At 62.4% G+C, this 14074-nt stretch carries 12 protein-coding genes; 6 read left to right on the top strand and 6 right to left on the bottom strand.

Features of this window, described 5'->3' with window-relative positions:
- Positions 1 to 29: 29 nt before the first annotated feature.
- Both CSQ91_RS13665 and CSQ91_RS13660 read right to left on the bottom strand, forming a co-directional pair.
- Complete coding sequence (locus CSQ91_RS13665) at positions 30 to 1703, bottom strand: glycosyltransferase family 39 protein (RefSeq protein WP_099388725.1); 1674 nt, start codon at positions 1701 to 1703, stop codon at positions 30 to 32.
- Positions 1700 to 2092: an Mth938-like domain-containing protein gene (locus tag CSQ91_RS13660; protein WP_070260554.1), complete on the bottom strand. Its 393-nt coding sequence runs from the start codon at positions 2090 to 2092 to the stop codon at positions 1700 to 1702. Before CSQ91_RS13660 ends, CSQ91_RS13665 begins: the two co-directional genes overlap by 4 nt.
- A gap of 424 nt (positions 2093 to 2516) precedes the next feature.
- Between CSQ91_RS13660 and CSQ91_RS13655 the strand changes: the two genes are divergently transcribed.
- Positions 2517 to 3746: a pyridoxal phosphate-dependent aminotransferase gene (locus CSQ91_RS13655; protein WP_034750427.1), complete on the top strand. Its 1230-nt coding sequence runs from the start codon at positions 2517 to 2519 to the stop codon at positions 3744 to 3746.
- A gap of 73 nt (positions 3747 to 3819) precedes the next feature.
- Positions 3820 to 5142 (top strand): homoserine dehydrogenase, encoded by a 1323-nt coding sequence (locus CSQ91_RS13650; protein ID WP_034785478.1) that lies wholly within the window; start codon positions 3820 to 3822, stop codon positions 5140 to 5142.
- A 63-nt stretch (positions 5143 to 5205) separates the two neighbouring features.
- Here the strand turns inward: CSQ91_RS13650 and CSQ91_RS13645 are convergent, their stop codons facing one another.
- The 4 genes from CSQ91_RS13645 to CSQ91_RS13630 all read right to left on the bottom strand — a co-directional run bounded on the left by CSQ91_RS13645 (position 5206) and on the right by CSQ91_RS13630 (position 8669).
- The gene (locus CSQ91_RS13645; protein ID WP_099388724.1) at positions 5206 to 5571 is read right to left on the bottom strand and encodes a ribonuclease E inhibitor RraB; all 366 of its coding nucleotides are present in this window, start codon (positions 5569 to 5571) and stop codon (positions 5206 to 5208) included.
- A gap of 144 nt (positions 5572 to 5715) precedes the next feature.
- Complete coding sequence (locus tag CSQ91_RS13640; protein ID WP_034785479.1) at positions 5716 to 6276, bottom strand: outer membrane beta-barrel protein; 561 nt, start codon at positions 6274 to 6276, stop codon at positions 5716 to 5718.
- A 168-nt stretch (positions 6277 to 6444) separates the two neighbouring features.
- Positions 6445 to 7950 (bottom strand): sensor histidine kinase, encoded by a 1506-nt coding sequence (locus CSQ91_RS13635; RefSeq protein WP_034785480.1) that lies wholly within the window; start codon positions 7948 to 7950, stop codon positions 6445 to 6447.
- The gene (locus tag CSQ91_RS13630) at positions 7947 to 8669 is read right to left on the bottom strand and encodes a response regulator (RefSeq protein ID WP_099389262.1); all 723 of its coding nucleotides are present in this window, start codon (positions 8667 to 8669) and stop codon (positions 7947 to 7949) included. The genes CSQ91_RS13635 and CSQ91_RS13630 overlap by 4 nt, the downstream gene beginning before the upstream one ends.
- A gap of 214 nt (positions 8670 to 8883) precedes the next feature.
- Between CSQ91_RS13630 and CSQ91_RS13625 the strand changes: the two genes are divergently transcribed.
- The 4 genes from CSQ91_RS13625 to CSQ91_RS13610 all read left to right on the top strand — a co-directional run bounded on the left by CSQ91_RS13625 (position 8884) and on the right by CSQ91_RS13610 (position 14059).
- A complete protein-coding gene (locus tag CSQ91_RS13625; protein ID WP_099388723.1) occupies positions 8884 to 9945 on the top strand; it encodes a porin in 1062 nt (353 codons plus the stop codon).
- Between the two features lie 3 nt (positions 9946 to 9948).
- The gene (locus CSQ91_RS13620) at positions 9949 to 10944 is read left to right on the top strand and encodes a tripartite tricarboxylate transporter substrate binding protein (RefSeq protein WP_070282362.1); all 996 of its coding nucleotides are present in this window, start codon (positions 9949 to 9951) and stop codon (positions 10942 to 10944) included.
- Positions 10945 to 10987: 43 nt separating this feature from the next.
- Positions 10988 to 12085 (top strand): ABC transporter substrate-binding protein, encoded by a 1098-nt coding sequence (locus CSQ91_RS13615; RefSeq protein WP_099388722.1) that lies wholly within the window; start codon positions 10988 to 10990, stop codon positions 12083 to 12085.
- A 183-nt stretch (positions 12086 to 12268) separates the two neighbouring features.
- Positions 12269 to 14059, top strand: coding sequence for an ABC transporter permease (locus CSQ91_RS13610; RefSeq protein WP_034785486.1), 1791 nt, complete (start codon positions 12269 to 12271; stop codon positions 14057 to 14059).
- Positions 14060 to 14074: the final 15 nt, after the last annotated feature.

The following is a 14074-nucleotide window of genomic DNA, read 5'->3' as shown; positions in this document are numbered from 1 at the left end:
TCCATACTGCCTCGCGCCCCTTTAAACATTTATTTGTTGGCAATGACCATGCGGCGCGCATCCTTGGCAATCACACGCATGGGCACGCCACGTTCCTGCAATTCCTTGTAACGGTACAGGCTGATAATGGCCATGTCGCGTACGCCGGCGTTGGCATCGTTCGTCCATTGCGTGATGAAAGTCTCGACGCTCGGCATGGACAGCTCGGGCTGCTGTTTCAGGCCAAACGTGAACTCATCCCAGTAGTCGACGAGGATTACTGGCCGCTGCAGGTAGTACGTCAGCGACTGTTCATAGATGCCGACCGAATAGAGCTTGGTATCGGCCGTCAGTTCGGCCTGGATCTGCGGCAGCATGTCGGTGCCCGCGCGGTTCTGGCCATACAGTTCGGAGCCGGCCAGGATGCAGTGCGTGGCCAGGAAGCCGGCGCCGGCGATGGTCAGCACCGTCATGTCGCGGCGCAGCTGGCGTGCATGCAGCAAGGCCAGGGCGCCACCGGCCAGGGCGAAGAAGCCGGCCGCCATCAGCCATGGCTGGTATCCCTTGAGCGCGATCAAGGCTTCCGCGTCGCGCGCGCTGGCCTTGCCAAAGGCGATCGGTCCGCCGATCAGGACGGCCGCGCCCAGCACGCACAGCAGGCCTGCGGCCAGCATGCGCTGGCGGCGCGAGGCCGATTCCAGGTACAGCGCCACCAGCAGGGCCAGCGCCGGGAAGATGGGCACGATGTAGCCAGGCAGCTTCGAGGTCGAATAGCTGAAGAAGAAGAAGATGAAGACGGCCCAGACCAGCAGCATCAAACGGGGCTGGAAGGCGCCTTCCTGGCGCTGGAAGGCGGCAGCCAGGCTTTGCGGCAGCACGCCTATCCACGGCAGGATGCCGGGAATGAGCAGCACCAGGAAGTAATACCAGGCGCCTTCGCGCTTGTGGCCCTTCATCAGGAAGCGCTGGAAATGCTCATGGATGAAGAAGAAGTGCGGCTGTTCCGGATTGCGCAGGGCGACCAGCACGAACCACGGCGTGGCGATGGCAAAGAACACCAGCAAGCCCTTGACCAGATGCAAACGCGTCCAGATGCGCCAGTCGCGCGCACACAGCGAATACAGCACCAGCACGGCGCCCGGCAGCACGATGCCGATCAGGCCCTTGGCCAGCACGGCCAGCGCCATGGCGGCCCAGCAGGCCAGCATCCAGTTGCGCCGTTCAAGTGCCGTGGCGTCGTCGCGCTGGGCGATCAGCAGGCTGCCCATGGTGAGGGTCATCATGCCCGACAGGCCCATGTCCAGCGAATTGATCTGGCCGGAAGCGAGCCAGAACAGGCTCGACGCCAGCACCAGGCCCGCATACAGACCCACGCGCGGGCCGAACACTTTCTTGCCCGCGTAGGCCGTCATGCACACGCCGATGATGCCGCACAGGCCCGTCCACAAACGGGCTTGCCATTCGCCCAGGCCGAAGGCGGCGAAGGTCAGCGCATTCATCCACGTTTGCAGCGGCGGTTTTTCAAAGTACTTGATGCCGTTCAGGCGCGTGGTGATCCAGTCGCCCGTGACGAACATTTCGCGCGCCATCTCCGCGTAGCGGCCTTCGTCGGGCGGCACCAGGGTGCGCACGCCCAGCGCATACAGGGTGACGACGATGAAGATGCCCAGCAGCGACCACATCAGCACCCGCGACGAGTGCAGCTCGTTGACATTGATTTTCATGCGGCCTTGCCTGCAGCCGGGGCCAGGATCAGTGCCAGGGTGACTTTGCGGCCTTCGCCCATGAGGATATTGTAGGTGCGGCAGGCAGCCTGGCTATCCATGCATTCGACGCCGATGCGGCGCATGGTCAGCGCGGCCGTCAGCTTCGGGTGCACAAAGCGCTGGCGCTCGCCCGTACCGAGGATGACCACGTCGGGCGCATCGGCCAGGATTTGCGCGAAATGCGCCTCGTTCAGCTGTTCGAAACTGTCCACCTCCCACGCCCGCGGGGGCATTTCCGGCATGACGATCAGACTATAGTTATACGGCTGGGCATTGATCTCGACGCCGTTTTCGTCATAGCCGGTGACAGTCTGGTATTGTTGGGTGCTGCTGGCATGGAGTTTCATGGCGATATCGGGGGCTGGTCGTGTCGGTTGATCGGTGCGCGCGCGGCCAAATTGCGTGCCGCGGCCAAGGGCGTAAGCATGCCATAAATGACAGAAAAGAGCGACTGAAAAGCAACATCCTTTCCAAATTGCAATGTTCGGCGCCACAGTGGCGATGCCTGCTTTCGCCATGGTAATGCTGCAAGATTAAGGGAAGATGAAGATGGCGCCCGCCCGATTGTCGTCAGGAGGCGCCGGCGTGGCAGAATCGGCGTCAAATGCTGGGGTTGGCCATGTTTAATTTGATAAAATGGCCTGTTTTCGGCGAGAATGGTTGTTTTCGCCTTGCAGTCTTTCGCATTGCAGTTTCACGGGTTCATAGTTCTGGCGCGGCTATCATGCTGCAAGTTCTGGTCACCGCGCCGCATCACGACAGGGATTTATTTTGCGACCGATTCAGAAATCGAATAAATTGGCGGACGTCTGCTACGACATCCGCGGCCCGGTCCTGGAAAAATCCAGGCAAATGGAAGAAGAAGGCCACAAGATCACCAAGCTCAATATCGGCAACCTGGCCGTATTCGGCTTCGATCCGCCCGACGAGATCGTGCGCGACATGATGCTCAATCTGCAGAACGCGGCCGGCTATACAGATTCGAAAGGCATGTTCGCGCCGCGCAAGGCCGTCATGCACTACACCCAGGGCAAGAATATCGCCGGCGTGACCATCGATGACATTTATCTGGGCAATGGCGCTTCCGAACTGATCGTCATGTCGATGAACGCGCTGCTCAACAGTGGCGACGAAGTGCTGGTGCCGGCGCCCGATTACCCGCTGTGGACGGCCGCCGTCAGCCTGTCGGGCGGCAATCCCGTGCACTATGTGTGCGACGAGCAGAACGAGTGGTATCCCGACATCGAGGACATGCGCCGCAAGATCACGCCGCAAACGAAAGCCATCGTCGTCATCAACCCGAATAATCCCACGGGCGCGCTGTACCCGGTTTCCGTGCTGCTGCAGATCGTCGAACTGGCGCGCCAGCACCAGTTGATCATTTTCGCCGACGAGATCTACGACAAGGTGCTGTACGACGAAGCCGAGCACGTGTCGATCGCCTCGCTGGCCGACGACGTGCTGTTCATCACCATGAACGGCCTGTCGAAGAATTACCGCTCCTGCGGCTACCGTTCCGGCTGGATGGTGGTCTCGGGCGAAAAGCGCCACGCAAAGGATTACATCGAAGGCCTCAACATGCTGGCCTCGATGCGGCTATGCGCCAACGCGCCGGGGCAATTTGCCATCCAGACGGCGCTTGGCGGCTACCAGAGCATACAAGACCTGGTGGGGCCCGGCGGGCGCCTGTTGAAACAGCGCGATCTGGCGCACAAGCTGCTGACCGATATTCCGGGCGTCACCTGTGTCAAGCCGAAGGCCGCGCTGTACATGTTCCCGCGCCTGGACCCGGAGATCTACCCGATCGCCGACGACCAGCAGTTTGCCTATGAATTACTGGCCGAAGCCAAGGTCCTGATCGTGCAGGGCACGGGGTTCAACTGGATCGCGCCCGACCATTTTCGTGTCGTCTTCCTGCCCAACTCCGATGACCTGACCGAGGCCATGGGGCGCATTGCGCGCTTCCTCGAAGGTTACCGCAAGCGTCACGGCCGGGGCTGAATCAGCCAGCAGCAATCTCGATCAACCTGGCGCCGCCCAAGGGGGCGCCACTTATGAGCAGTCAAGCACAACTATGAAATCCATCAAGATCGGCCTGCTGGGCCTGGGCAATGTCGGTTACGGCACGTTCAGTGTCCTGAAACGCAACCAGGAAGAAATCAAGCGCCGCGCGGGCCGCGGCATTGAAGTCGTCGCCGTCGCCGTGCGCGACGTGGCGCGCGCCGAAGCGCTGGTCGCCGGCGGCTGCAAGGTCGTCAATGACCCGATGCTGATCGTCAACGATCCCGAGATCGACATCGTCGTCGAACTGATCGGCGGCTACGACCTGTCGAAAACCCTGGTGATGCAGGCGATTGCCAACGGCAAGCATGTGGTCACTGCCAACAAGGCCCTGCTGGCCGTGCACGGCAACGAAATCTTCGCCGCCGCCCAGGACAAGGGCGTGATGGTGGCCTTCGAAGCGGCCGTCGCCGGCGGCATCCCCATCATCAAGGCGCTGCGCGAAGGCTTGACGGCCAACCGCATCGAATGGATCGCCGGCATCATCAACGGCACCACCAATTTCATCCTGTCCGAGATGCGCGACAAGGGCCTCGATTTCGCAACCGTGCTGAAACAGGCGCAGGAACTGGGCTATGCGGAAGCCGATCCCACCTTCGACATCGAAGGCGTCGACGCCGCGCACAAGGCCACCATCATGTCGGCCATCGCCTTCGGCATCCCGGTGCAGTTCGACAAGGCTTACGTGGAAGGCATCAGCAACCTCAATGCCGTCGATATCCGCTACGCCGAGCAACTGGGCTACCGCATCAAGCTGCTGGGCATCACCAAGCGCGCCACCGTCAATGGCGTGGAAGGCATCGAGCTGCGCGTGCATCCGACCCTGATCCCGGCCAAGCGCCTGATCGCCAACGTGGAAGGCGCCATGAATGCGGTGCTGGTGCATGGCGACGCCGTCGGCGCCAGCCTGTACTCGGGCCGCGGCGCGGGCGCCGAGCCGACCGCCTCGTCGGTGATCGCCGACCTGGTCGACATCACCCGCCTGGCCACGGCCGACCCGGAACACCGCGTGCCGCACCTGGCGTTCCAGCCGAACGCGATGACCGATATCGCGATCTTGCCGATGTCGGAAATCACCACCAGCTACTACCTGCGCATGCACGTGGCCGACCAGCCGGGCGTGCTGGCCGACCTGACGCGCATCCTGGCCGAACGCGGCATCTCGATCGACGCCATGCTGCAAAAAGAGCCGGCCGAGGGCGAGACGCACACGGACATCATCATGCTGACGCACCAGACGCAGGAAAAGAACGTCACGGCCGCCATCGAGAAGATGGAAGCGCTCAACAGCGTGGTGGGCACGGTGACCAAGATCCGCCTGGAAAACCTGAGCTGAGCGTTTTCAGCGATCCATGCAAAACGGCGCCCGCGGGCGCCGTTTTTTCATCCGATGGCGGTCTTAATGCTGCGGCACGTCGGGCGCGCCGACGGGGCCTACATCCATGCCGTCATAGCTGGCCAGCTGGTTGTCCTGCGCAAACGCCATCAGTTCGCCATTGCGCGCGTGCAGACTGTCGACGCCATGCACTTCGGCCTTTTCCACATGCAGCACCCACACGGGCGGTGCTGCCGGATCGTCGAGTTCCGGCTGGTACAGTTCCACCGGGCGGTAGCCCTGCAGCGCCAGCAGGGTGGCGGCCTGCTCCAGCGGTTCGGACGTGGGGTTGGTGAAGTAATAGCCCCACAGCAGCGGCTGGGACAGGTCCCATGGCGCGTTCTCGGCGATATTGGCAAACAGTTCGCTTACATCTTCTTTGGTCATCATGGCGGTGCCTTCCTTAAAATCTCAGGGCGCGATCTTAGCATCCATGCCGCCTGCTTGCCATTCACCCATAAAAAAACCGGCTGCATGGCCGGTTTTTTTATCAGCCGCTAACAACGGCTTGATTCTGATTCGCGCGAGCGTGAATTAGAACTTGTAACGCAGGCCGATCGACAGCAGGTCGGCTTTCAGTTTCATGCCATCCTGGCTCATCGTTTTGCCGAAGTTTTCATATTCAGCAACGGCCGACAGGTTTTTATTGAAGTTATAAGCAGCACCGATGCCAAACAGGGCAGCGGTTTTGTTTTTCGATTCGCTGGCGCTGAAACCGATCAGGTTCAATTTGGCTTTGGTGTGGTTTTGAGTAACGCCAACTTTTGCAAACAGCGAGAATTCAGCGTTCAGTGGCAAGGTGCCGGTGGCGGCTGCGTAGATTGCGCTGGTTTCCATGCTCAGCGATTCCTTGCCTTCGCTTTCTTTCAGTTTGCCGAAATTGACATAACCGGCTTCCGCGCCGAAGTTAGGCGTGAAGTCGTAACCGGCATAAACTTTAAAACCGGTTTTGTTTTCTTTGCCCGAAGCGACATCGCCCGACAATTTCAATTCCGAACGGCCGGCATTCGCGCCGACATAAATGTTTTCAGCTTGTGCAAACAAAGGGAATGCCAGAGCGGCGCCGACGACTACTGCAAACAATTGCTTTTTCATATTAATCCTAGATAATTAATGCGGAGAGACTGTCTCGCCGCTTAATGGGAGCCGAATTGTATAGGGATGAATATGTTTATGTAAGGCAATTATTTTAAAAATATTAGAAATAAATCATTTGTTGTTTTTAAGCAACGTAACATGTGAACTGCTTGTCTGCGCAATCCGTCATGCGGCACCGCTGAAATGCACGCTGACTTTCAGTCCATGTCCATTCGCCGCCGTCGCCAGTTCCAGCCGGGCGCCGTGCAGGGCCGCGATGTCGCGCACGATGGCCAGGCCCAGCCCGGCGCCGCCAGGATTGCTCTCGAGCGCCGCGCCGACCCGGTAGAACGGCGTCAACACGCGCTCGCGCTCGGCCGGCGGGATGCCTTTGCCGCTGTCTTCCACTTCCAGCACGGCGCCGTGTTCGTGTCCGTTCCCCGTCTGCGCCGCGCGCACGCGCAGGATCACGCTGCCGCCCTGCGGCGTGTAGCGCAGGGCGTTGTCGACCAGGTTGGCCACCAGTTCATGCAGCAGCAGGGCCTGGCCATGCACGGGTGCCTCGTCGGGCGCTTCCAGCGACAGGTCGATATGTTTGGCGACCGCGGTCATGGCCATTTCCAGTCCCACCTGCTGCGCCACGTCGCGCAGCGCGACGGTATCCATCGCCAGATTCTCGCCGCCATGCTCGATGCGCGCCAGGGTCAGGAGGCGGTTGGCCAGCAGCACGGTCGAATCGGTGGTGGCGGCGATCGAGCGCACGATGTCGCGCAGGGCGGCGATGTCCGGCGGCGCGCCCGCCTGGCGGTCGCACTCGCGCATGGCCAGTTCGGCCTGGGTTTTCAGCACCGTCAACGGCGTGCGCAACTGGTGCGAGGCGTCGGCGATGAAGCGGCGCTGGCTGGCGATCAGCTGCTGCAGGCGCGACATGGAGCCGTTCATGGCACTGACCAGCGGGCGCATTTCCTTGTGCACGAGGGTGGGATCGACGTCGGACAAATCGGACAGGGTGCGCGTCTCGACTTCCGTTTTCAGGCGCATTAGCGGACGCAGCACCAGGCGCACGGCAAACCACACGAGGGCGCCCATCACCAGTATCATTGCCGCCTGCCAGATCAGGGTGTCGAACAGGATCTGGTTCGACAGGCCGCGCCGCGCGTCCAGCGTCTCGGCCACCTGGATCAGGGCGATGCCGCGCATCGAGTCGTCATACACGGGTTGCAGCAGGGCGGCGATGCGGATCGGCTTGCCGTGGTAGTCGGCGTGGTAGAAGCGCACCAGGGCCGGATAGTTCTGCGAGCGTGGCACGTTTTTCGGCACGGGCGGCAAGTCGCCATAGCCTGACACCAGCTCGCCATTGATGCCCGTCACCTTGTAGTAGATGCGGCCCAGGGTGTCGGTCTCGAAGCTGTCGAGCGCCACGTAAGGCACTTCGGCGACGACCTTGCCGCCGACGATGGAGACGCGCTCGGCCAGCGCCCGCGTCGATGCCAGCAAGGAGCGGTCGTAGGCCATGTCGGCCGCGTCGAGCGCGTTGCGGTAGACAAAAACGGCATCGAGCAGCACCAGCATCACCAGCGGAATGAGCAGCCAGCGCAGCAGCTGGCTGCGCAGGCTGCCCAGCGGCCGGCTCTGCGCCCAGCGCCGGCGCAGGCGTTCGAGCAGCGGCAGGCGTGGGGAGCGCACGGTCATTTTGGCGCAGCCGGCGCCATCGCGCTGCGCGGCTGCAGCAGGTAGCCGATGCCGCGCAGGGTGGTGATGACGGCGCCGTCGGGCGAGCCGCTTTCCACGCCGCTCTCGAGTTTTTTGCGTACGCGGTGGATATACAGTTCGATGGCGTCCAGGTTGGCGTCGTCGGCCAGCGCAAAGACTTCGTCAAACAGCTTTTCCTTCGACACGGCCCGCCCCGAGCGCGTGATCAGCGCTTCGAGCACCGCGTGTTCGCGCGGCGTCAGCGCCAGCGCCGCGCCGCCATAGCTGAACATGCGCGTGACGGTGTCGAAACTGAGGGCGCCGCAGGTGTGCACGAGTGCCTCGTTGCCCTGGCTGCGGCGCAGCAGGGCTTTCACGCGCGCTTCCAGTTCGGCCAGCTCGAACGGCTTGGCCATGTAGTCGTCTGCGCCCAGGTTCAGGCCCTGCACTTTTTCATCGAGGCCGCCGCGCGCCGTGAGTATCATGACGGGAGTCTTGCCGCGCGTGCCGCCGCGCGCGCGCAGGCGGCGCAGCACGTCCAGGCCATCCATCTTCGGCAGGGTCAGGTCGAGCAGCACCAGGGAATATTCCTGCGTATGCAGCAGGGCGTCGGCATCGGCGCCGTTGTGGGCGGTCTCCACCGTCAGATGCGCGTCGCGCAGGGCCTTTGCCAGCCAGTGCGACAGCTCCAGATGGTCTTCCACTAATAATATGCGCATGGTCTCCGCCATTCGTTTGAATTGGTGCAGTGTAAGCCTGCCGGCGCCGCGCCGACAGGGGCGGCGATGAATATGTTTGCCCTCCTTGTGGCTGGCGGACGACACCTGTCAGTCTGAAAGCGAATTGAAAGGATCGCGCTCATATAGTGTGATCCTGATTCATGAAAATGATCAGGCATATCACTAATAACTATATCTAAGGGAGACACTCTACATGAAGAAAACTGCATTCTCGCTGGCCGCCATGGCGCTACTCGCCGCAGCCGGCGGCGCCCACGCCCAGTCGAACGTCACCCTGTACGGTCGACTGGACGCCGGCATCAGCAACACCAGCAACGCCGGTCCGAACAAAAGCTCGATGACGCAAGTCAGCTCGGGCGGCATGAACACCTCGCGCTGGGGCATCCTGGGCAGCGAAGACCTGGGCGGCGGCCTGAAGGCCGTCTTCAATCTGGAAGGCGGCATCCTGGTCGACACGGGCGCGGCCGACGGCGCGCTGTTCAAGCGCCAGGCCAACGTGGGCCTGGAAGGCGCGTTTGGTCGCGTCGTGCTGGGACGCTCGTTCACCACCGTGTATGACTTCGTGCTGCCGTTCGATCCGATGGCCTATGCGCCGTTCTACTCGTGGGCCACTTCGGCCCACGCGACGGGTCCGAGCAAATACGGCATGACGACGGCCTTCGACAATATGGTCAAGTACTCTGGCAAGACGGGCGACTTCAGCTACGGCGCATCGTACGGCTTCGGCGAACAGTCGACGGGCAATTCGGACAGCGCCAAGCTGTCCACGGCCGTCACCTACAAGACGGGTCCCGTCAGCCTGCTCGCTACATATGAACAGGTGAACGGCAATGCCATCGCTGGCGGCGCGCGCGACAAGACCACCGTCTACCACCTGGGCGCCATGTATGACGACGGCCCGTGGAAAGTGCAGGCGGCGGCGCGCGACTACAAGCTCGATCCGGCTGCCGCCGGCAAGGCCGACGTGCGCGGCACCCTGTACTGGGGCGGCGTCAGCTACAAGACCACGCCAGTCGTCACCCTGACGGGCGTGATCTACTACCAGGACGTGAAGAACGTGGCCGCCAACCTCGATGCCGATCCGATCATGTACGTGGCGCGCGTGCGCTATGCCCTGTCCAAGCGCACCGACCTGTACGTGGCCGGCGCCTACGCCAAGGCCAAGCACAAGCAGCTGGTCAGCCTGTCGCGTGACGATGCCGGTTTTGGCGACACGCAGCGCGGCCTGATCGCCGGCATCCAGCACCGCTTCTAAGGCATGACCATGCTGCGCACCGCGTTCCTGTCGCTGCTGCTGTTGTCCGCGCTGCTGCCCGCGCTGGCAAATGCCGCCGCGCCTGAAGTCGACTGCGTGGTGCCGTCCAAACCGGGCGGCGCCATGGACCTGACCTGCAAGCTGGCGCAGAAAGGCTTGCTGCAGCCCGATCCTGCGGCGGCGGCACCGTTCGCGTCCTCGGTGCGCATCAGCTATCTGCCAGGCGGCATCGGCGCGGTGGCGTGGCGCTCGATGGGCTCGCAGCGCCGGCGTGCCGAAGCAAACACCCTGGTGGTGTTTTCGGGCGGCTCGCTGCTGAACCTCGCGCAAGGCAAGTTCGGCAACGCCAAGACGGGCGACGTGCGCTGGGTGGCGGCACTGGGCGCCGACTACGGCATGATCGCCGTGCGCAGCGACTCGCCCTACAAGACCCTGGCCGACCTGATCGCCGCGCTCAAGCGCCACCCCGACAAGGTGCTGATCGGCGTGTCCGGCACCATCGGCAGCCAGGACTGGGTGAAGATGGCGCTGGTGGCGCGCCGGGCCGGCATCGACCCGAAAGTGCTGCGCTTCGTCGCGCTGGAAGGCGGCGGCGAGATCTTCACGGCGATGCAGGCCAATTACGTGCAGGTGATGTCGGGCGACACGTCGGAAGCGACCCTGAACGCGGGCGACAGCCATGCGCGCGTGCTGGCGGTGCTGTCGGAAAAGCGCCTGCCCGGCGTGCTGGCCAGCGTGCCGACGGCGCGCGAGCAGGGCATCGACGTGGTGTGGCCCATCATCCGCGGCTTGTGGATGGGGCCGCAGGTGCCGGAACAGGATTACCAGCGCTGGGTGGCCACGTTCGACCGTGCCATGGCCACGCCGCAGTTTGCCCAGTGGCGCACGCAGGCAGGCATGTATCCGTTCGCGCTGACGGGCGACAAATTGACGCAGTACGTGAACCAGGCGGTCGAACGCTACTCCAGGCAGGCGGCCGAATTGGGCCTGATGCGCTGAATCCATTAGCAAACCATACAACAATCACAGACGGAGACAAACCATGCAAACCAAGACCATTCTCGCCATCGCCCTGGCCGCCGCTTTCGCCGGTACCACCGGCGCCGCTTTCGCCCAGGTACCGGCAGGTTATCCGGCCGACTACCAGAAGATCATCGACGCGGCCAAGAAGGAAGGCAAGGTGGTGATCTACAGCGCCACCGACAGCAAGGCCGCCGCGCCGCTGATCAAGGATTTCAGCGCCCTGTATCCCGGCATCTCGGTCGAATACAACGACATGAATTCCACCGAAGTGTACAACCGCTTCATTTCCGAAGTGGCCGCCGGCGGCAACACGGCCGACGTGATGTGGTCGTCGGCGATGGACTTGCAGATGCGCCTGGCCTCGGACGGCTATGCGCTCAAGTACAAATCCGTGGAAGCGTCCAAGATCCCCGGCTGGGCCATGTGGGACGACCAGGCTTACGGCACCACGTTCGAGCCGGCCGCCATCGTCTACAACAAGCGTTTGCTCGATCCGAAGGAAGTGCCGAAGAACCACGACGACTTCGCCAAGCTGATCGCCACGCCGAAATTCAAGGACAAGGTCACCACCTACGACATTGAAAAGTCGGGCGTGGGCTTCATGTTCATGTCGCAGGACGCCAAGGAGTATCCGAAATTCCTGGCGCTGCAAAACGCGTTTGGCGTGGCCAAGGTGCGCGTGCAGTCGTCGACGGGCACCATGATGGAGCGCATTTCGTCGGGTGAAAACCTGATCGGCTATAACGTGCTGGGTTCCTACGCCCTGGTGCGCGCCAAGACCGACCCGTCGATCGGCGTGGTGCTGCCCAAGGACTACACCCTGATCCTGTCGCGCGTGCAGTTCATCAACAAGAACGCGAAGAACGTCAACGCCAGCAAGCTGTGGCTCGACTACATCCTGTCGCACCGTGGCCAGACCATCATCGCCAACGGCGCCAAGCTGTACGCGATTCGCGCCGACGTCACGGGCGAGACCACCTCGGCGGACCTGATCAAGGAAATCGGCGCGGCCAACGTCAAGCCGATTCCCGTGCATCCGATCATCCTGCAATTTTTGGGACCTGCCAAGCGCATGGCCTTCTTAAAGCAGTGGAAAGAAACAGCCGGCAAAAAATAGGAACATCCGAAAAACCTACTGCGCGTCGCGATTTGCGGCCTCCGATGCTCACTGTGCATTCGCACAGATCCGCTTCTCAGCCACAACTCACTGCCGCTCGCTACGGTTTTATCGGAGTTCCTTGGCCAGCCGCGGGCGTTCGCCGGCGGCTGGATGCCGCACCCTTCATTCATTGGATTCATCATGCAAACTGCTATCTTGCCGCTGCCTGCACGGTCGCGCTCTCCCTTGTCGCGCCTGAACTGGTCGCGCGGCGTGGTCGTGGCGATTACCCTGGTCGCCATTTTCCTGCCGCTGTTCCTGATTTTTTACCAGAGCTTTTTGAACGCGCCCTTCTTCATGCCGGTGCGCGAATTCGGCTTTGACTCCTACCGTTTCATCTTCGATGATCCCGATTTCTCGATGGCCTTCAAGAATGGCCTGATGCTGGCCTGCGGCCTGACCGTGATCGCCGTGCCGCTGGGCGGCATGCTGGCCTTCCTGATGGTGCGCACGGATTTGCCGGGCCGCGGCTGGGTGGCGCCCATGCTGCTGGTGCCGATCTTTGTGTCGCCGATGGTGATGGGCTTTGGCTACGTCGTGTCGATGGGGCCCGTGGGCTTCTATTCGATCTGGGCCAAGGAGCTGTTCGGCTTCGTGCCCTGGAATATCTATTCCTTCACCAGCATCGTCATCATCGCCGGCCTGACGCACGTGCCGCACGTCTACCTGTATGCCTCGTCGGCCCTGAAAAGCCTGGGCTCGGACGTGGAAGAAGCGGCCCGCGTGGCCGGCGCTTCGCCGATCCAGGTGATGCTGAACGTGTCGCTGCCGATGATCATGCCGGCGCTGGCGTATGCGGGCGTGCTGGTGTTCTTCCTCGGCTTCGAAGTGTTCGGCCTGGTGCTGGTGCTCGGCGATCCGGAAGGCCACCTGGTGCTGCCGACCTATCTGTACAAGCTGACGAACAAGCTGGGCACGCCGTCGTACCACCTGATGGCCGCCGTCGCCGTCTGCCTGGTGATGGTGACCATGCCGCTGGTGATGATACAGCGCTGGCTGCTGAAATCGGCGAACAAGTATGTGTCGATCAAGGGCAAGGGCGCGCGCAGCAAGGCCATGCCGCTGGGCCGCTGGAAGTGGCTGGCGTTTGCCTTGCTGGCCGGCTGGCTGATCTTCACCATCATCCTGCCGTTGACAGGCATCGTGCTGCGCTCCTTCGTGCAGTACTGGGGCGAAGGCGTGCACCTGGCCGACGTGCTGACACTGCAGCATTTCCGCGACATTTTTGACCAGCCATCGCTGGTGCGCGGCATCGTCAACACCATCCTGATCGGCGTCGTCGGCGGCGCGCTGGCCGTGGGCTGCTACAGCTTCATCGCGCTGGCCATGCACCGCAAGCAGGACGGCATCACGCGTCTGCTCGATTACAGCGTGCTGGTGCCGCGCGCCGTGCCGGGTCTGCTGGCCGGCCTGTCGTTCCTGTGGGTGTTCCTGTTCGTGCCGGCCTGGCTCGACGGCATATTGAAAGGCATGGACAACGGCGTGGCCTTGTGGCTGAGCGGCCATGTGATTCCCGTGCTGCGTGAAGTGCGCTCGACGATCTTCGCCCTGTGGCTCGCGTATTCGGTGGTGTGGATGGCCTACGGCATGCGCCTCATTTCCACGGCGCTGCTGCAAGTGGGGCCGGAGCTGGAAGAGGCGGCGCGCGCCGTCGGCGCCAACCGCGGCCAGGTGACGCGCGATGTGACCCTGCCGCTGATCAAATACGGCTTGCTGGGCGCCTGGCTGATGGTGTTCCTGATCTTCGAGCGCGAATATTCGACGGGCGTGTACCTGCTCTCGCCGGGCACGGAAGTGATCGGCGCCATGCTGGTATCGCTGTGGGCAGGCGGCTCGACCGACCTGGTGGCGGCGCTGTCCTTCATCAATATCACCCTGGTGGCCATCGGCCTGGGCATCGCGCTGCGCTTCGGCGTGAAGTTACACAACTGAGTTGCATAACTAAAT

It is taken from the genome of Janthinobacterium sp. BJB301 (genome assembly GCF_002735685.1).
In the GTDB taxonomy this organism is placed as follows: Bacteria; Pseudomonadota; Gammaproteobacteria; order Burkholderiales; family Burkholderiaceae_D; genus Janthinobacterium; species Janthinobacterium lividum.
The sequence above is the reverse complement of the archived record's forward strand: the minus strand, read 5'-3'. Positions and strand labels throughout refer to the sequence as shown.

Bases quoted from the DNA above. Each gene is read 5' to 3' on its own strand.
- CSQ91_RS13665 (WP_099388725.1), bottom strand. From the start codon at position 1,703: ATGAAAATCAATGTCAACGAGCTGCACTCGTCGCGGGTGCTGATGTGG.
- CSQ91_RS13660 (WP_070260554.1), bottom strand. From the start codon at position 2,092: ATGAAACTCCATGCCAGCAGCACCCAACAATACCAGACTGTCACCGGC.
- CSQ91_RS13650 (WP_034785478.1), top strand. From the start codon at position 3,820: ATGAAATCCATCAAGATCGGCCTGCTGGGCCTGGGCAATGTCGGTTAC.
- CSQ91_RS13645 (WP_099388724.1), bottom strand. From the start codon at position 5,571: ATGATGACCAAAGAAGATGTAAGCGAACTGTTTGCCAATATCGCCGAG.
- CSQ91_RS13640 (WP_034785479.1), bottom strand. From the start codon at position 6,276: ATGAAAAAGCAATTGTTTGCAGTAGTCGTCGGCGCCGCTCTGGCATTC.
- CSQ91_RS13635 (WP_034785480.1), bottom strand. From the start codon at position 7,950: ATGACCGTGCGCTCCCCACGCCTGCCGCTGCTCGAACGCCTGCGCCGG.
- CSQ91_RS13630 (WP_099389262.1), bottom strand. From the start codon at position 8,669: ATGCGCATATTATTAGTGGAAGACCATCTGGAGCTGTCGCACTGGCTG.
- CSQ91_RS13625 (WP_099388723.1), top strand. From the start codon at position 8,884: ATGAAGAAAACTGCATTCTCGCTGGCCGCCATGGCGCTACTCGCCGCA.
- CSQ91_RS13620 (WP_070282362.1), top strand. From the start codon at position 9,949: ATGACCATGCTGCGCACCGCGTTCCTGTCGCTGCTGCTGTTGTCCGCG.
- CSQ91_RS13615 (WP_099388722.1), top strand. From the start codon at position 10,988: ATGCAAACCAAGACCATTCTCGCCATCGCCCTGGCCGCCGCTTTCGCC.
- CSQ91_RS13610 (WP_034785486.1), top strand. From the start codon at position 12,269: ATGCAAACTGCTATCTTGCCGCTGCCTGCACGGTCGCGCTCTCCCTTG.